Below are 16,057 nucleotides of genomic sequence, written 5' to 3'. Positions count from 1 at the left end.
CCTGCCGCGTCATGCGGCGTCTTTTCATACCTTGGCAAAACCGGACAGAGGCGTGCTGATGGTCCGGATAGCGCGTTCACTGCGCTTTTCGACCGGTAAACCGCATCCGGTCGCGCTCGTCGCTGTGCCGGCCAGTTCGCGCAAGCAGCAGATCACGGCGGGCAATCAGACCAACGAGCATGCCGCCGTCATCCACCACCGGCACCCGGCCGATGTCCTCGGCCAGCATCAGTTCGGCGACGCGATCGACCGGCAGGGTCGGCGGAACGGTGGAGAGGGAGCCATCCGATATCATATCCCCAAGGGGCGCCCCCGCGTCGGGCGGCGAGTCCATCCAACGTAACGCATCGGCGCGCGATACGAGACCGACCGGCCGTCCATCGCCATCTACGACCGGATAGGAGCGATGCGGGGCATCTCCGAAAAACACGGCAGCGTCCGCCACCGACATGGTGGCGAGCAGCGTATCGGGATCACGTGTCATGATCTCTCCAACCCGGACGAGGCTCAGCGGATCGACGGTATATTCTTGGCTAAGGTGACGGCCACGTCGGGCGATCTTCTCAGTCAGGATCGACCGGCGGAGCACCAGCACCGCGATCGCATAGCCCGCCACGCTCGCCGCTGCCGCTACCGGCAGCGCGTCGAGGCGCCCCGTCAGCTCGACCGCGAAGACGGCTGCGGTCAGCGGCGCGCGCATCGAGGCGCTCATCATCGCCGCCATGCCCGCCATCGCGTACAGACCGACACCGCCCGGCAGCCAGTGCCCTGCCAGCGCGCCGACCGCCGCGCCTAGCATCAATAAAGGCGCGAGGATGCCGCCGGACGTGCCCGAACCCAGCGCGACCACCCAGACTATCGCCTTGACGACCAGCAGCAGCACGATCGCGCGCGCCACCATCGATCCGTCGAGCAGCGCTTGGATGTTGTCATATCCTGCGCCGAGGACGCGCGGATCGATCAGCCCGCCGATCCCGACGATGAGTGCACCCAGTGCCGGCCACCACATCCAATGGACCGGCAGGCGATGGAAACCGTCCTCGATCCGGTACAGCGCCGATGACAGCGACGAGGCTAGAACGCCGACCACGACGCCCAGAGCTGCCGCACCGACCAGCGTCGTCGCATCGATCATCATCGGCGCGACGAGCGGGAACATCGGCCCGCTGCCGATCATCAACGGGCGCCACGCGATCGCGGCCAGCGCGGCGACCGTCACCGGCACGAAACTACGCGGCTTCCATTCGAAGAGCAGCACTTCGATCGCGAGCAGCATGGCCGCGACCGGTGTGCCGAAAATGGCGGTCATCCCCGCCGCGGCGCCCGCCACCAGCAGGGTCTTGCGCTCAGCGGCGCTCAGATGAAAGCATTGCGCCAGCAGCGAGCCGATAGCGCCACCGGTCATGATGATCGGCCCCTCTGCGCCGAACGGACCGCCCGATCCGATCGAGACGGCCGCCGACACCGGCTTGAGCACCGCAACCTTGGGCGACAGCCGGCTCTGCCCGAACAGGATCGCCTCGATGGCCTCGGGAATGCCGTGGCCGCGGATCTTCTCCGATCCGAACCGCGCCATCAGTCCGATCACCATGCTGCCTGCCACCGGCACGAGCAGCGTGCGCACGCCGTGCGCGGCAGGCACGATCGACACCGGCGCGAACGAGGCGTGGTCGTACCAGGCAAGGTTGGTCGCCAGCGCGATCAGCTTCAACAGCAGCCAAGCGGCGGCAGCGCCACCGCTGCCGACGACGAGTGCCAGACCGGCGAGCATCAGCATGCGGCGGTCGGCGGTGTGATCGGCGAGACGGAGCGGGGGAGATGGATGAAAGCTCATTACCGGCAACTATATCGCGCTACGATATTTCTCAATCGGTTGTTTTCGTGCCATGATCGAGGCCATGGACGATCCGATCAGCGACAAGGACTATCGCGCTCTCGCCGGGTTTCGACGGCAATTGCGCACGTTCCTATCCTTCAGCGAAGATGCGGCCGTAGCGGCCGGCATCACCGCGCAGCAGCATCAGGCTCTCTTGGCGCTGCGCGCATCACCCGATCTGGCACTGCCGGTAGGTGAGCTTGCAGATCAACTCCGACTACGTCCGCACAGCGCCTCCGGTCTCATCGATCGATTGGAAAAACTCGACTTGGTACGGAGAACGGCGGGCACGACCGATCGCCGGAGCGTGACCGTGGTTTTGACCCCGGCCGGGGCGAACAAGATCGCCGCGCTTGCGCTTACTCATCGTGGCGAACTTCGTCGCCTGCGTCCGTTGCTGCTGAATATACTCTCAGACTTGTGATCGTATGGCGCGGTCGGAAGAGGAGCAACGGAAACCGTCGGGACATTCTCAGATGGATCGAATTTTTGGAAAGGGCGGCCTCTTCGCTACGGAGCCATGCCGCCCCCTGCACCAACCTACTTCAGCGGCAGGAACAGGTCCGCGGTTGCTTCATGTTCCGGCACCTCCGGGAAGAAGGTGACGCGCTCGCAGTAGAGCGGGAAGTCCCGCGCTTCCTCTCCGCTGGCCGGTAGCCAATCGCGGTAGAGATACAGGGCGGCAAGCTCCAGATTGTCGGTGTTGCCAACGACGCGCAGCACCGCACAGCGTCCGCCTGGAATGGTGCCGGCCTCGATCCGCTCGCCGTTCGCCTCGATGGGGCGGTCGGTGCCGACACACAGGTCCATGCGGTATTCGGCCGGAGGCGTCGTGCGCGGATCGGAGTGGAAGACGTTGAAGGTCGGGCTGACCTTCGGCGACAGCCCAGTCGCTTTGCGCCAAGCGATCAACCGCTGGATGGTCGCGCCGATCGTCGCCGGGTCGCCGCGATGCTCCATGATTGCCACCGGCGTCGGGGCCACGTCACGGATCGTCACGTCGTCAGGGGTATAGGTATTCTGCATGAGCTTGCTCCTCGCGTTGTCGAGAGGCCCGAAGGCCGCAAGCCACGGCTCCCAATCGGGAGATTTCCTGAACGACGTCGGCGATTGCCCGACCCGCTGCCGAAAGGCGCGGGCGAAGGCATCCGGGGCGTCGTAGCCGGCATTCATCGCTATGTCGGTGACGCTCTGCGCGTCCCTGTAGGCCAGCCGGTAAGATGCCCGCTTCATGCGGGCGAGCTGGACGTAGCGATGCACGGACAGCCCGAAGGTCGCCGTGAACTCCCGGTGGAAGTGATATTTCGAGAAGGCCGCGACGCTGCTCACCGCATTCAGGTCCAGATCGCTGTCCAGATGCCGGTCAATGTAATCCAGCACCCGCTGCATCCGGGCATGATAGTTGTGAGCCGCCGCCTTCATCGTCCTGTCCTCCGTGGCGGCGCCAGCTAGACGTACCCAGATCGGAGGCGCTCGACCGATCTTGCGGTTCTGTGATTAATCCGTGCGTTCTCGCATAGGAAGGGCAAGAGATTGGCGAGCGTCGACTGGTGAGCTTCCTTTCGCCTCAGGTACGGCGCTTTCTCAAAATCCGTCCCCAAAACCATTTTCCCGAAATTGCCCTACCGACATGGAGTTTCGGGAAAGGCGGGATGGCCACGATAGGTCTTCGCCGAGAGGTCCAGCTGACGATCCCCCCCTGCCCGCCCCTCCCGCAGACTGCTTCCTTGGCTGACCTGATCCCGGTGCCTTTTGGGTATACCCTCCGCGTTCCTAATTGGGCCGGTCCGATTTGCGCCGAAAAGGAACGTCTAAAATTTGGCCCGATTAGCCCCCTAGTCCGCTTGGAGTCCTAGCCACGGAAGACCATACGGCACCCTATCAAACGGCACCGAGGAGGCCTCAATGAGGGTTCGAGAGCCGCATTTCGTCTCCGCCTTATGAGCGGCCGGCGAGGTCGGGTTGACGCATTGCGCTTCGCAGCTGGCGACCGTCCGACAAACGATCGGGGCTGTTGAAAAATGCGCTGCTGGCACCCGGTACGTTTGGGGGCGGAATGACACCCCAAGGCATAGCGATCCCGTCCCACAAGGATCGAGAAACGGGAATGCGAGGGGCTTCCCAAATCCCGTCACGCTTGCAGAAATGAGAAGGGATTAGCAGGCACTACGGCTCGCCACATCACGCGCCGCAGGGGCCCCACTGGAATCTTGCTGGTTCCTGAGGCGAAGGCCGTGGAGCTGAGATGAGGCGGTCGTTGCAAGAGGCATCAGAACACATTCCTCACGGAACACGAACACTGTACCGTAAGCGCATGCCTTCCTACGCACACTTCATCATCAAGCCGGATCGCAGAGCGGCGACGTCGCTTTCTCACCAAGTGTGCGACAATATTCGAACAGCGATCGACGACGGGAGGATTGAAATCGGTGCAAGGCTGCCATCGGTCCGCGATCTGGCAAGCCAGTTGGGAGTTGCTCGAGGGACTGTGCAGGCAGCTTATGATGCGTTGATGTCCGAACTGCTGCTGAGCGCAGCTGGTTCGGCCGGTACTCGGGTGATCGCTAAACCCCCCGTCCACGGTTCCAAGCCGACCGAACCGATCGTTCGACCACTTTCGACGATGCTGCGTGGCTTTTCGCTGACGGCATTGCCCTTCCAGACCGGCGTGCCAGCGCAAGATGCATTCCCGACGAAGCTGTGGACCAGCTTGCTTGGACGCGCGGTTCGCGACGACGCAATGACGCCGACGACCTATCCTGACCCCCGCGGGCACCCCGAACTTCGTGCACAGATCGCCGCCTATCTGGCGATCGCGCGGGGCATCCGCTGCACCCCCGATCAGGTCATCGTTACTGTCTGCTATCGCGCCGGGCTGGCGCTCGCGCTGCAGGTACTAGCCGCATCGGGCCAGCGCGCTTGGATGGAGGAGCCGGGCTATCCCATTACCCGCATGGGATTGGAGATGGCGCGCGTCTCCCCGGTCGCGGTGCCCGTCGATAGTGAGGGTATCGAGGTCGCCGTAGGAATGGCTTTGGCGCCTGATGCCAGTATCGCGATCGTCACGCCGGGGCAGCATTCCCCCCTGGGCGCGACCATGAGCTATACTCGACGTCAAATGCTGCTGGATTGGGCCGATGCCGCCAACGGGTGGATCATTGAGGACGATTATCTAGGAGAACTCCAGCTCGGCGCGCGCGCCGCGCCCGCGCTGGCAAGTGGCGACACCGCCGGTCGCGTGATCCATGTGGGTAGCTTCAGCAAGACGCTGAAACCGGGTGTCGGGATCGGATTTGTCGTCGCACCAATGGCGCTCGCCAACCGTTTCGGGGAAGCGGCAGCGACCTTGGGGCCGAACTTCTTCGCGCCTTCGCAGCTCGCGATCGCGCAGCTGCTCGCCGAAGGTCATTATCTACGTCACCTGCGCAACATGAAGCGGCTCTATGCAGAACGGCTTTCCGCGCTGCATCGTGCGCTGGCGACGGACTATTCCATCGAGACCGTCGCCGGGCCGATAGCGCTTCTACGATTGCCGGAAGGGATTGATGACATGGCGCTGGCGCGGCGCGCGCCTGAACTCGGGATCGCGCCGTCTCCGCTGTCGCCTTGGTTCCAGGATGCCGCACATCGCACGCCGGGGCTTCTGCTAAGCGCAACGAACCTCCGCCCGAACCGAATCGCCGATGCGGTCGCGGCGCTGCGAACGCTGCTGGCCGATCGAACCTCATGATTTTGGCCTAGTCGCTTTCACGGTTCTTGGCTCTACGAGCCTGGGCCAAGGCCCTGTACCTCCCGTCCTATAGCAAGCCCATGCCGATCCGGCGGGCCGCTTTGCAAAAGGTATCGGGATATGAAGATCGTCGTGATCGGGGGCTCGGGCCTCATCGGTTCGAAGCTCGTTTCGCGTTTGCAGACAGCGGGACACGAGGCGGTGGCCGCTTCGCCGAACAGCGGCGTGAACACGCTAACGGGCGAGGGCCTCGACGAAGTGTTAGCCGGGGCGGACGTCCTGGTCGACGTCGCGAACTCGCCATCGTTCGAGGATGCCGCGGTGCTCGCATTCTTCGAAACCTCGAGCCGCAACGTCCTTGCCGCGGCAGCGAGCGCAGGCGTCCGGCACCATGTCGCATTGTCGGTCGTCGGGACCGAGCGCCTTGCCGACAGCGGCTATATGCGCGCGAAGGTCGCGCAAGAGACGCTGATCCGCGCGTCGGGCATGCCCTATACTATTCTGCATTCGACGCAGTTCTTCGAATTTCTTGGCGGCATCGCGCATTCGGCTGCGGCGGGCGAAGCGATCCACCTGTCTACCGCCTTGTTCCAGCCGATTGCGGCTAACGACGTCGCGGACGCGCTCGCCGCGATCGTCGTCGCCCCGCCCGCGAACGGGACGATCGAGGTGGCTGGCCCGACGGCGTTCCGGATGGATGCGCTGGTGCGTCGCTATCTCGAGGCGACCGGTGACGCGCGCGGCGTGGTGGGGGAGGCCGACGCACTTTATTTCGGCGCGAAGATCGACGACAGCTCGCTCATGCCTTCCGCCGGAGCGCATATCGGCGCGACCGACTACGACACATGGTTCGCCGCGCGATGAGCCGCGTCGTTCTGGGCATCGCGATCCTGCTCGGCATGGGAGCGGTCGCAAACGGCCTCTTCATGCTCGCCTCGCCCGCGAACTGGTATTTCGCGGTGCCCGGAGTGACCACGACCGGTCCGTTCAACCAGCATTTCGTGCGCGACATCGGGTTGATCTTCCTCGGCGTCGGCGCGGCATTCCTGCTGGGTGCGGCGCGTCCGGTCCATCGTTCGGTCGCTTGGGGGGGCGCCGCGATCTGGCTCTCGGGGCATGCGATCTTCCACATCTGGGAAGTTGCGGTCGGAATCTGCGGTCCTTCGGCGCTGCTTCGTGATTTTCCCGCCGTGACGCTGCCCGCCGTGTTGGCGATCGCGATTGCAGTCTACGCCCTGTCTCACGAGGAGTCGCTTCGATGAAGCTCTATTACAGCCCACTCGCCTGCAGCCTGGCTGACCACATCGCGCTTCGAGAGGCGGGAATGGTATTCGAAGCCGAACGTGTTGACTTGCGCACGTTCCGCACGGCAAGCGGCGAAGACTTCGCGCGGATCAATCCGAAGAAATACGTGCCGGCGCTCATTCTCGACGACGGCACGATGATCACAGAGAATCTCGCGGTTCTCGACTGGATCGCCGGCGAGACCCCTGCGCTGCAGATCGAAGGTGCGCTGGGACGGACGCGGGTGATCGAGGTGCTGACCTATATCACAACCGAGATCCACCGGGCGTACAAGCCGATGTGGCACGCCGGCAGCGCCTCCGACAAAGCGAGGGCAGGCGACACAGTGCTCCGCCTGATGCAACCTCTCTCCGATGGCTTGAAGAGCGACTATCTGTTCGGATCGACGCCTAGCATCGCCGACTTCTACCTATTCGTTATGCTGCTCTGGGCTGATCGGTTTGCGCTAGATCTGCCATTGCCGCTACTTGGCTTGCGTGAGCGCATGAAGGCGCGCCCCGCCGTCCGGGCCGCGATGGCCGCGGAGGGAATAGGTTGATGTAAAGGTCATCTACCCGACGAACGAAACTTTCTTGAAGCTGCGTTTTTCCAAAAACGAACCAGTTGCGGGTAGGCGGCCCTGCCGATCGCGCCGCTACGGCGTTCGAAGCGTCCGCTTTCCTAAAATCCGTTCCCGATTGCTCGTTCCCAAAACTAGCCCTTGGGGATGGAGAAACGGGAATGGCGCGCTGAACGAGTGGCTGCTTTCGGGAACCCGGATTGGCCGCCGGGTCGTCCGGTTTTGGGCGGTAGCGGAATGTCCGCTCATGGGGGAAGCGGACGGTCGCACCGCGATCACGCGCGGGGGCGGCAGGTCAGGGTCCCTTCCTCATGCCCAACCACCGCGTCGTGCGAGAAAGTGTCCTGCTTCGTCGATCCGCCCGAACCATCCCTGTTGAAATGGCTGACTCGCTTCATGACAAATCCGCCCATCATTGTCACAGTCGTTTCCACATCCATGCCGTCAGGCCCTGCGACCAGATGCGATCCGTGAACTGGATCATCTATGGTCACCATCCTGCGGCTCGCACTTTCCAAGGTGAGCGAAGGTCGATCGAAGTCGAGTAGGTATTCGACCTCCGATGATCGGCGCGTTGGCGGTGTCGGTCGAAGGCTGTCATGGGGGCCGTAATAGCCAATCTCCACGACGTCGATCCGGCAGGTGATGGCGATGGGTCCGGGAGGAACCGGATCGCCCGGCCTCATCGTCAGAAACATGAGTAACGATATCATCAAGCCCTCCAAGCCCCGTACGGAGATAGAGCCACGATATGCCGGGAAGGCGTTAACGTACGCTATTGGGCGGAAGCGGAAGGTCTGCTTCTGAAGTACGTTCTGCCTCCCCTGCCCTACCCCGACCTGGCTTGAACCGAGCCACTGATCGATTTCGTACTGGTATGTTTAGGGTATACCCTCAGCGTTCCCACTCTGCCCGGTCCGGTTTCCGTCGAAAAGGAACGTCAGGAATTTGACTCAAATTTTCCGTTTGGTCCGTCTGGAGTCCTAATCAAAGGAGACCAAACGGCACCGCAAAGGCTTCAACGAGGGTTAAAGCTCTGCTTGTTGCCTTTGCCGTAGGTGCCCCGGCGAGGCGGTCTCTGCGCATAGCGCCTTATTGGGCGTGTCGACCAAGGCTGTGAGTGTCCTACCATCATCCGCCTTTCGAGTGATCTTGCCTGTTTATCGCAGCGCTCGCTCCACGTCGTAGCATTGTTACCAACGCGCGCAGCGCCTCGGGCTGCTGGCGCCGGCTCGAATAATAGATGTGGAACGGCTCGCCGTCAGACGACCAATCGGGAAGCACTTCGCGCAGGCTGCCGTTGTCGAGCAGCGGTTGGACGCGTTCGGCCAGGCAGTAGACTATCCCTCCCCCGCTTTGCGCGATGGAAAGTGCCACGTCGGTTTCGCTGACGACGATCGACCAATCGAGATCGAGCGCGCGGACATCCTTGCCGCGCTCAAGCTCCCAGCGGTAGATCGCGCCCGTTCCCATGCGGAAGCCGATGCAGCGATGCTGACGCAACGCCTCGGGATCGCTCGGCATCCCCCGTTCAGCGAGATAGGATGACGACGCGGCCATGATCCAGCGCAGCGGCGGCCCGATCGGCACAGCAATCATGTCTTCGGGCACGCGCCCGCCGAAGCGGATGCCTGCGTCGAAACCACCGCCTACGATGTCGACCATCGTGTCCTGGACGACGACCTCTACCTGCACGTCGGGATAGTCGCGGGTGTAGGTGGCGAGCACCGGCCCCACTACGAGCCGAGCGGCGTCGCTCAGAACGTTGATGCGCAGCCGACCGGCCGGACTCTCACGGAAGCGGTTCAGCCCTTCCAGACCTTCGCTGATTTCGCCGAACCCTGCCTCCAGGCGTGCCAGCAGCTCCTCGCCCGCCTGCGTGAGCGTGACGCTGCGCGCGTTGCGATTAATAAGTCGGACGCCAAGCCGCGCTTCGAGGCCGCGCATAGAGTGGCTCAGCGCTGATGGTGAGACATCCATATCGAGCGCGGCCTTGCGGAAGCCCCCATGCCGGGCGAGCGCCACGAAGACGTTCAGGTCGCCGAGGGTGGAACGGTTGAGCTGCATAGCCGCAGCGTTCACCGAACCACGCCCTTTTGGCAACATTGCAGAAATTCCGGCGCAGTTAATACGGGAGCCGATCTAATCGGCTGTCGTTCCGAAGAACTCTACGAGGAGCGCGGCGAGCTTCTCGGGCTGTTCGAGTGCCAGACTGTGCCCGCACCGCTCGAATACCTCGTGGTGGGAGACGGTCTGCCCGGCCTTCGCCAAGCTCTGGCGAACCAGATCGCCGAAGAACTGCGATGCGCCGGTCGCTAGAACAGGGACCGACAATGCCGATGCGGACAGCTCGCGGTTGACCTTGGCGTTCTCCAGGGTCGCCTTGTAGGTGGCGAGCGTGCCGCGTAGGCCGTGCGGGGTCGACAGCAGCGCGATCCACTCCTCAAGCAGGTCAGCCGGCTGCCTGGTGGGATCGTAGCATTGCGCGTTGAGCCAGTAGGTCCAGAACTCGCGCTCCTTTCCCGCGATCAGCATCTCGGGCACGTCCGCCTTGAAGAAGAAGGGCACGTGCCACTCCCAGACACCCTGATGCGTCGCCGCGTCGTTGACGTTCTCTTCGGTCAGGAATGACCGTTCCTCGAGCCCAAACCCCGATAGCATCATCTCGGCAAACGAGAGCGCGCGCACTCTCTCTGGATGTCGGGCTGCCAGGACGTAGCCATATTCGGCACCTCGGTCCTCGCCGTGGACGAATACCGTATCGACGCCGAGTGCGTCGAGGACTCCGATCAGGTCATCGGTCATCAGCGGCGAGGTATAGCCCTTCTCTGCGTAGGGGTGGCCGCTGATCCCGGCACCGCGGAGGTCAGGCGCGATAACGCGGAAGTGCGGTGTCAGGAGCGGCAGCATCTCGCGCCAGTAGGTGTGCGTCTTCGGCGTGCCGTGGATCAGCAGCAACGCTGGACCCTCGCCCGCCTCGACGACATGCAGGTCGACATCGTTGGCACGGATATGGTGCTGACGGGCAGGTTGACCCTCATGGTCGAGAAGCTGGATCACGAGCGGGGTTCCTTTAGCAGAAGGGCGGAGGGAATAAGGCCAGGTTCGGGCCATGCGGCGCGTATCACACGACTGGTGGTCGACAAGGTGACGTAGGCGGTGCCTGGATGACGGGGATCAAAGCAGAGGTTGGTCGGGAATTCCTCGGGTGTAGCGATCGTCGCGACCAGCTCGCCTTCCGGTGACACAACCGAGAACACGCCATGGTGCTGGGTGGCGATCACGACGTTGCCTGCGGCCGTCACCTTGAGGCTGTCGAGGAGTTGCGCGTCTGGTGCCTGCCAGACAAGGCGTCCACCATGCGGCTGACCAGGTGTGTGACCAAGGCGACCCGGTGCCTCGACCGTCCAGGCCCAGAGGCGCCCGGCACCATATTCAGTCGCGTAGAGCGTTCCGCCATTGGGCGAGAGCCCGATACCGTTGGCGCCGTTTACGATCGGGTACGCGACGGCGCGCGCGTTTGAACCGTCACCGGCAGACCAGTAGACGCCGCCGAAGCTGCGCGATCGCTCCCCTTCGCGGCCGAGATCGGTGAACCAGAAGCTGCCGTCAGTGGAAAAGACGAGGTCGTCGATCGCCTCCAACGCGTGCCCGTCCACCTGATCGAGAATGCGGGTGACCCTGCCGGTAGCCCGGTCGATCCGCTCGACCCGACTATCATAGCCACTCGTCTCGAACCCGTCGGAGATGGTGCGATCGCCATCACGCGACCACTTCATCGCGCCGCCATTGTTGGCGACGTAGATGCTGCCGTCCGGCGCCAGCGCGAGCCCATTTGGCGCCCCGCCCGTCTCCGCGAACACCGACACCTCACCGCCAGTGACACGGCGCACGACACCGCCCTGGAGGTCGCCGAATAGGAGCGTGCCGTCGGCGAGGGCGAGCGGCGCTTCGGGGAAGCCGACGTCACTCGCGACGGGCTCGAAAGTAAGCTGGATGGGGGGCATGGCAGTAGTCCGAAAGTGATCGTCGGGGATCTAAGCGACGAGCAATACCACCAGTTGCGTGAGCTAATCTGCACACCCCGTTGAGCGCAGCTTCGGTATCCCTTTGGCTTCATGGGAAGTTGAGGCTGCAGAACACGCTGTTCGCCCCCAAGCAATTCCGGAGAATAATCATGCCAAATGGCAAGCGTATTGCCGTCACCGGCGCCCTCGGTAAGATCGGTACCGTCCTCATCCCGTATCTGCGCGACAAGGGCTACGAAGTTTTTCTGATCGACGACAAGGAGCCGTCCGATCCCAAGGAGTCGGCGATGATCGCCGACCTCACCGACTTCGGGCAGGCGCTCGACGCACTGTCGTCGATCGGCGAAGATACTTACGCCCGCGCCGAACCGAAGGCGTTCGACGCGATCGTCCATCTGGCCAGCATGCCGCACCCGCGCATGAAGCCCGACAGCGAAGAGCTGCGCATCAACATGATGGCGACCTACAACGTGTTCGAGTCCGCGCGCCGGCTCGGCATCAAGAACGTCATCTGGGCCGCCAGCGAGGTCGGCACCGGCGTCCCCTACGATAAGACCAACGCGCCCTATGTGCCGGTCGACGAAGATTACCCGATGCGCGGCTACAACGTCTATTCGCTGACCAAGGTGCTTGGCGAGGAGGTGGCGCGCCAGTTCTGCCTCAACGATCCGGAGATGCGGATCACCTGCCTGCGTCTCTCCAACGTCATGAACCCCGAGGAGTATCAGGGCTTTGAGGAGTGGCAGGACGACGCCACCAAGCGCCTCTGGAACTTCTGGACGTACATCGACAACCGCGACGTCGCCCAGGCGGTCGCGCTGGCGATCGAGTATGATGTGCGCGGCAAGGACGAATTCTTCATTACCAACGACGAGACGGTGATGCGGACCCCGACCGCTGAGCTGCTCGACAAGCACTTCCCCAACATCGAGCGCCGCAAGGAGTTCAGCGGCAACGAGGTCGTCATCTCGAACGAGAAGGCCAAGCGCGTGCTGGGCTACCAGCCTCAGCATCACTGGACCGACAAGAAGTAAGTCGATGGCGCGGAAACCCCTCATCATCGAGGCTCGGATCAACGAGTATACACCGCGTGAGCAGAACGGGCATATCCCGTTTTCGCCAGCGGAGATCGCCGAAGCTGCCGCACGCGCCCACGAGGCGGGTGCCAGCATCGTCCATTTCCACGCGCGTCACGATGACGGCTCGCCCGATCACCGGGCCGAGACCTACGCAGAGGCAATCCGCGCCATTCGTTCACGGTGCGACGTCCTGGTTTATCCGACGCTCGGGCAGATCACCGCGGGCGGCAACGACCAGGACCGGATCGCGCATATCGAAGCGCTGGCAGGCGATCCCGCCACGTGCCCCGATATCGCGCCGATCGACACCGGCAGCACCAATATCGACCGGTTCCGTGACGGCGACTTCCGCACCGGCGACCGAACCTATGTCAACCACACCGAGACGCTGCGTCTCTTCGCTGACCGGCTCCGCAAGCTCGGCGTCAAACCGCAGTTCGTCAGCTGGGCCGTGCCCTTCACTCGCATGTTCGAGGCGCTCCGCGAGCTGGGGCTGGTCGACGCGCCGGCCTGGCTGCTCTTCGAGCTGACCGACAGCGGTATCCTCGGCGGCCATCCCGGCACCATCGCCGGACTCGACGCGCACCTCCGCTTCCTGCCCGACGGGCAGCTAGAATGGTCGGTCTCGAACAAGATCGGCAACGTCACCAGCCAGGCGGTGCTCGCGATTGAGCGTGGTGGGCACGTCTCGGCGGGTTTGGGCGATTATGGTTGGCCCGAACTCGGCCGCCCTGACAACGGCGCGGTCGTTGCCTTTATCGCGCATCTTACCCGCGCAATGGGCCGCGAGGTCGCGACCACCGCTCAGACCAGAGAGCTGTTAGGACTATGACACAGGACAAGGTCATCGCAGCCCCACACGGCCTCGCGCTTGCACAGCTCGCGCTTGGGCTGGGCGGCCTCTTCATCGGCACTGGCGAGTTCGCCGCAATGGGGCTGCTGCCCAGCATGGCGCAGTCTGCCGGCGTCTCGATACCGCAGGCGGGCAATCTCATCAGCGCCTATGCGATCGGTGTAGTAGTCGGCGCGCCTGCGCTCGCCATCGCCTCTGCGCGCATGGAGAAGCGCAACCTTCTCCTCCTGCTCGCCTCTATCGTGCTGGTAGGCAACCTCGCCTCCGCGCTTGCGCCCGGCTTCCTCAGTATCGCCGCCGCGCGCTTTGTTGCGGGGCTTCCGCACGGCGCCTACTACGGCACCGCTTCGATCGTCGCGGCCGCAATGGTGCCGTCTTCGCAGCGAGCACAGGCCATTGGCCGCGTCATGCTCGGGCTGGCTGCGGCCAATCTCGTCGGCGTGCCGCTTACCACCTGGCTTGGACAGAGCTTCGGTTGGCGATCGGCCTTCGGCGTCGTCGCCATCGGAGGCGGCTTGCTGATCGTCATGCTGCGGACGCTCATTCCGACGATTGCGGCCGACAAGGACGCCAGTCCGTTACGCGAGTTGTCGGCGTTCCGCAGCCTCCAAATCTGGCTGACGCTCGGCGTCGCCACGATCGGCTTCGGCGGCATGTTCGCGGTCTACAGCTACATCACGCCGACGCTTGTTGAGGAGACCGGCGTCGCTCAGGCAACCGTACCGTGGTTCCTCGCCCTGTGGGGGCTCGGTATGGTCGTCGGCAACATCGCGGGTGGATGGCTTGCCGATCGCGCGCTGATCCCGTCGATCTTCGCGATCATCGTCTGGAACGTCGTGTTCCTCGCGCTCTTCTTCCTAGCCGCACACGGTCCGATCATGGCCGGTGCATCGCTGTTCATGATCGGCATCGGCTTCGCATTGGTCCCCGCGCTTCAGGCCAGGCTGATGGACGTCGCCCGCCAGGCGCAGTCGCTCGCTGCCGCGATGAACCACTCCGCCTTTAATTTGTCCAACGCGATCGGCGCGTGGACGGGCGGGCTCGCCATTGCCGCCGGCTTTGGCTGGGCCTCGACCGGGCTCGTCGGCGCGGCCCTCGCCGCGGGCGGCCTCGCAATCATGGTGGTCTCGGCGCAGCTGATCCGGCGCCCCGCCTCTACCCAGGAGCTGAAAGCATGAAACCGCATGTCATCTGCCACATGATGAGTCCCCTCGACGGCCAGCTAGTCGTTGACCAGTGGAGTCCATCGACCGGGGGTTCGTCGGACGACCTGGTCGCCGAGTACGACCGGGTCCACGACGAGTTGGAGTGCGACGCATGGATCGCCGGCCGCGCGGTTGGCGAGGAGTTTGCCGACGGCGAGCCGCACCCGCCAAGCGATCCGGGCGAGGTTCAGCGACCCGTGCACGTCGCGCGGGCTGGTGCCGACGACTATGCGATCCTGATCGACGAGGGCGGCAAGCTCCACTGGAGCGGTCCGGAGACCTACGGTGCGCCGATTATCATGGTGCTTGGCCGCGACGTGGGGGACGCGCACCTCGCCGAACTGGCGGCCGACGGTATCTCCTACATCGTCGCCGACGGCGAGACGATCGATCTCGCCGAGGTGCTGGACACCTTGGGGAAGCACTTCGGGATCAAGCGTCTGTTGCTGGAGGGAGGCGGCCGCACCAACGGCACGTTCTTCAAGGCCGGGCTCGTCGACGAGGTCAGTGTGCTGATCTTTCCCGCGATTGGCGGGCGCAGCAACAGCCCGACGCTGTTCGAGGCGGGCGACGACGGCCTTGCCGACCACGTCCGTCTGTCGATGAGCGCTAACGAGATGCGCCGGAATGGCGTCGTCCATCTTCGCTACGCCGTCTCTTACGCCTGACCTTCGAAATAACCGGAGTTCTATTATGCCCCCTCATTTCGACTTCGTCGGCTTCTGCGGCTTCGACGTGTTCGGCACTGTCGTCGACTGGCGGTCGGGTGTCGCCCGTGCTGCCGAGCCGTTCCTCAAGACGCACCGTCTAGACATCGACCCGCTCGCCTTCGCGGACGAATGGCGCGCGCTCTACCAGCCAGCCATGCAGAAAGTCCGCTCGGGCGAGCGGCCGTGGGTCAAGCTCGAGGTGCTCAACCGCGAGAACCTGGAGACGGTGCTCGCGCGCCACGATGTCGACTTTGGCCGCATAGCCGATGCCGAGCTGGTCGACCTCAACAGGGCGTGGGAGCGGCTCGATCCCTGGCCGGACTCGGTCGAGGGTCTGACCCGCCTCAAGCGCCGCTTCGCGATCGGTCCGCTGTCCAACGGCCATATCGCTGGAATGCTGAACCTCGCTCGCTTCGGCGGACTGCCGTGGGACGTCATCACCGGTGCCGAGGTGGCGAAGAGCTACAAGCCGATACCGCAGACCTATCTCCGCTCGGCGGATGCGGTGGGCCTGCGTCCCGATCAGGTCGCGATGGTCGCCGCGCATAACGAGGATCTTGCCGCTGCCCGCGCCGCAGGGCTGCGCACGGTCTTCGTCCGCCGCCCCCACGAGCATGGCTCCGGCCAAACCACCGATCTCGACGCCGCCCAGGATTGGGATGTCGTCGCAGACAGCATGATCGAAGCCGCTGACGCGCTCGGCTGCAACTGA

16 protein-coding genes are annotated in these 16,057 nt (G+C 63.9%); 10 read left to right on the top strand and 6 right to left on the bottom strand.

Annotation, left to right across the window (positions count from 1 at the left end; all coding sequences use genetic code 11):
• Nucleotides 1-76 precede the first annotated feature (76 nt).
• Nucleotides 77-1,777: a chloride channel protein gene (locus BW41_RS08215; protein WP_235199693.1), complete on the bottom strand. Its 1,701-nt coding sequence runs from the start codon at nt 1,775-1,777 to the stop codon at nt 77-79.
• A gap of 121 nt (nt 1,778-1,898) precedes the next feature.
• Between BW41_RS08215 and BW41_RS08210 the strand changes: the two genes are divergently transcribed.
• The gene (locus BW41_RS08210) at nt 1,899-2,300 is read left to right on the top strand and encodes a MarR family winged helix-turn-helix transcriptional regulator (protein WP_152542196.1); all 402 of its coding nucleotides are present in this window, start codon (nt 1,899-1,901) and stop codon (nt 2,298-2,300) included.
• A 116-nt stretch (nt 2,301-2,416) separates the two neighbouring features.
• On the opposite strand, the gene BW41_RS08205 is transcribed toward BW41_RS08210, so the two are convergent.
• Complete coding sequence (locus tag BW41_RS08205) at nt 2,417-3,298, bottom strand: AraC family transcriptional regulator (RefSeq protein WP_037533494.1); 882 nt, start codon at nt 3,296-3,298, stop codon at nt 2,417-2,419.
• Between the two features lie 892 nt (nt 3,299-4,190).
• On the opposite strand from BW41_RS08205, the gene pdxR reads away from it, so the two are divergent.
• The 4 genes from pdxR (at nt 4,191) to BW41_RS08185 (ending at nt 7,449) form a co-directional block, all read left to right on the top strand.
• Nucleotides 4,191-5,606 (top strand): MocR-like pyridoxine biosynthesis transcription factor PdxR, encoded by a 1,416-nt coding sequence (gene pdxR / locus BW41_RS08200; RefSeq protein ID WP_037533492.1) that lies wholly within the window; start codon nt 4,191-4,193, stop codon nt 5,604-5,606.
• A 120-nt stretch (nt 5,607-5,726) separates the two neighbouring features.
• Nucleotides 5,727-6,470, top strand: a complete 744-nt coding sequence (locus BW41_RS08195; RefSeq protein WP_037533489.1) for an SDR family oxidoreductase — start codon at nt 5,727-5,729, stop codon at nt 6,468-6,470.
• Entirely contained in the window at nt 6,467-6,868 is a 402-nt protein-coding gene (locus BW41_RS08190) for a hypothetical protein (protein ID WP_037533540.1), read from the top strand. Before BW41_RS08195 ends, BW41_RS08190 begins: the two co-directional genes overlap by 4 nt.
• The gene (locus BW41_RS08185) at nt 6,865-7,449 is read left to right on the top strand and encodes a glutathione S-transferase C-terminal domain-containing protein (RefSeq protein ID WP_037533487.1); all 585 of its coding nucleotides are present in this window, start codon (nt 6,865-6,867) and stop codon (nt 7,447-7,449) included. Before BW41_RS08190 ends, BW41_RS08185 begins: the two co-directional genes overlap by 4 nt.
• A gap of 296 nt (nt 7,450-7,745) precedes the next feature.
• Here the strand turns inward: BW41_RS08185 and BW41_RS08180 are convergent, their stop codons facing one another.
• From BW41_RS08180 to BW41_RS08165, 4 genes are all read right to left on the bottom strand, one after another.
• A complete protein-coding gene (locus tag BW41_RS08180; protein WP_152542194.1) occupies nt 7,746-8,168 on the bottom strand; it encodes a hypothetical protein in 423 nt (140 codons plus the stop codon).
• Between the two features lie 433 nt (nt 8,169-8,601).
• A complete protein-coding gene (locus BW41_RS08175) occupies nt 8,602-9,537 on the bottom strand; it encodes a LysR family transcriptional regulator (protein WP_051583344.1) in 936 nt (311 codons plus the stop codon).
• Nucleotides 9,538-9,612: 75 nt separating this feature from the next.
• Complete coding sequence (locus BW41_RS08170; protein WP_037533480.1) at nt 9,613-10,530, bottom strand: alpha/beta fold hydrolase; 918 nt, start codon at nt 10,528-10,530, stop codon at nt 9,613-9,615.
• On the bottom strand, nt 10,527-11,477 hold the full coding sequence (locus BW41_RS08165; protein ID WP_037533477.1) for an SMP-30/gluconolactonase/LRE family protein: 951 nt from the start codon (nt 11,475-11,477) through the stop codon (nt 10,527-10,529). Before BW41_RS08165 ends, BW41_RS08170 begins: the two co-directional genes overlap by 4 nt.
• Nucleotides 11,478-11,647: 170 nt before the next feature.
• Between BW41_RS08165 and BW41_RS08160 the strand changes: the two genes are divergently transcribed.
• From BW41_RS08160 to BW41_RS08140, 5 genes are read left to right on the top strand one after another with little or no spacing between them, the layout of a single operon-like run.
• Nucleotides 11,648-12,532 (top strand): NAD-dependent epimerase/dehydratase family protein, encoded by an 885-nt coding sequence (locus BW41_RS08160; RefSeq protein ID WP_037533474.1) that lies wholly within the window; start codon nt 11,648-11,650, stop codon nt 12,530-12,532.
• 4 nt (nt 12,533-12,536) lie between these two features.
• On the top strand, nt 12,537-13,409 hold the full coding sequence (locus tag BW41_RS08155) for a 3-keto-5-aminohexanoate cleavage protein (protein ID WP_037533472.1): 873 nt from the start codon (nt 12,537-12,539) through the stop codon (nt 13,407-13,409).
• Complete coding sequence (locus tag BW41_RS08150) at nt 13,406-14,608, top strand: MFS transporter (RefSeq protein WP_051583343.1); 1,203 nt, start codon at nt 13,406-13,408, stop codon at nt 14,606-14,608. Before BW41_RS08155 ends, BW41_RS08150 begins: the two co-directional genes overlap by 4 nt.
• Entirely contained in the window at nt 14,605-15,303 is a 699-nt protein-coding gene (locus BW41_RS08145; RefSeq protein ID WP_037533470.1) for a dihydrofolate reductase family protein, read from the top strand. Before BW41_RS08150 ends, BW41_RS08145 begins: the two co-directional genes overlap by 4 nt.
• A gap of 25 nt (nt 15,304-15,328) precedes the next feature.
• Nucleotides 15,329-16,057, top strand: coding sequence for a haloacid dehalogenase type II (locus tag BW41_RS08140; RefSeq protein WP_037533467.1), 729 nt, complete (start codon nt 15,329-15,331; stop codon nt 16,055-16,057).

It is taken from the genome of Sphingomonas sp. RIT328, assembly GCF_000632225.1.
Lineage (GTDB): Bacteria > Pseudomonadota > Alphaproteobacteria > Sphingomonadales > Sphingomonadaceae > Sphingomonas > Sphingomonas kyungheensis.
Note: the sequence above shows the minus strand (reverse complement) of the source record. Positions and strands in the feature narration are given on the sequence as shown.

Bases quoted from the DNA above. Each gene is read 5' to 3' on its own strand.
- BW41_RS08215 (WP_235199693.1), bottom strand. From the start codon at position 1,777: ATGCTGATGCTCGCCGGTCTGGCACTCGTCGTCGGCAGCGGTGGCGCT.
- BW41_RS08210 (WP_152542196.1), top strand. From the start codon at position 1,899: ATGGACGATCCGATCAGCGACAAGGACTATCGCGCTCTCGCCGGGTTT.
- BW41_RS08205 (WP_037533494.1), bottom strand. From the start codon at position 3,298: ATGAAGGCGGCGGCTCACAACTATCATGCCCGGATGCAGCGGGTGCTG.
- pdxR (WP_037533492.1), top strand. From the start codon at position 4,191: ATGCCTTCCTACGCACACTTCATCATCAAGCCGGATCGCAGAGCGGCG.
- BW41_RS08195 (WP_037533489.1), top strand. From the start codon at position 5,727: ATGAAGATCGTCGTGATCGGGGGCTCGGGCCTCATCGGTTCGAAGCTC.
- BW41_RS08190 (WP_037533540.1), top strand. From the start codon at position 6,467: ATGAGCCGCGTCGTTCTGGGCATCGCGATCCTGCTCGGCATGGGAGCG.
- BW41_RS08185 (WP_037533487.1), top strand. From the start codon at position 6,865: ATGAAGCTCTATTACAGCCCACTCGCCTGCAGCCTGGCTGACCACATC.
- BW41_RS08180 (WP_152542194.1), bottom strand. From the start codon at position 8,168: ATGTTTCTGACGATGAGGCCGGGCGATCCGGTTCCTCCCGGACCCATC.
- BW41_RS08175 (WP_051583344.1), bottom strand. From the start codon at position 9,537: ATGCAGCTCAACCGTTCCACCCTCGGCGACCTGAACGTCTTCGTGGCG.
- BW41_RS08165 (WP_037533477.1), bottom strand. From the start codon at position 11,477: ATGCCCCCCATCCAGCTTACTTTCGAGCCCGTCGCGAGTGACGTCGGC.
- BW41_RS08160 (WP_037533474.1), top strand. From the start codon at position 11,648: ATGCCAAATGGCAAGCGTATTGCCGTCACCGGCGCCCTCGGTAAGATC.
- BW41_RS08155 (WP_037533472.1), top strand. From the start codon at position 12,537: ATGGCGCGGAAACCCCTCATCATCGAGGCTCGGATCAACGAGTATACA.
- BW41_RS08150 (WP_051583343.1), top strand. From the start codon at position 13,406: ATGACACAGGACAAGGTCATCGCAGCCCCACACGGCCTCGCGCTTGCA.
- BW41_RS08145 (WP_037533470.1), top strand. From the start codon at position 14,605: ATGAAACCGCATGTCATCTGCCACATGATGAGTCCCCTCGACGGCCAG.
- BW41_RS08140 (WP_037533467.1), top strand. From the start codon at position 15,329: ATGCCCCCTCATTTCGACTTCGTCGGCTTCTGCGGCTTCGACGTGTTC.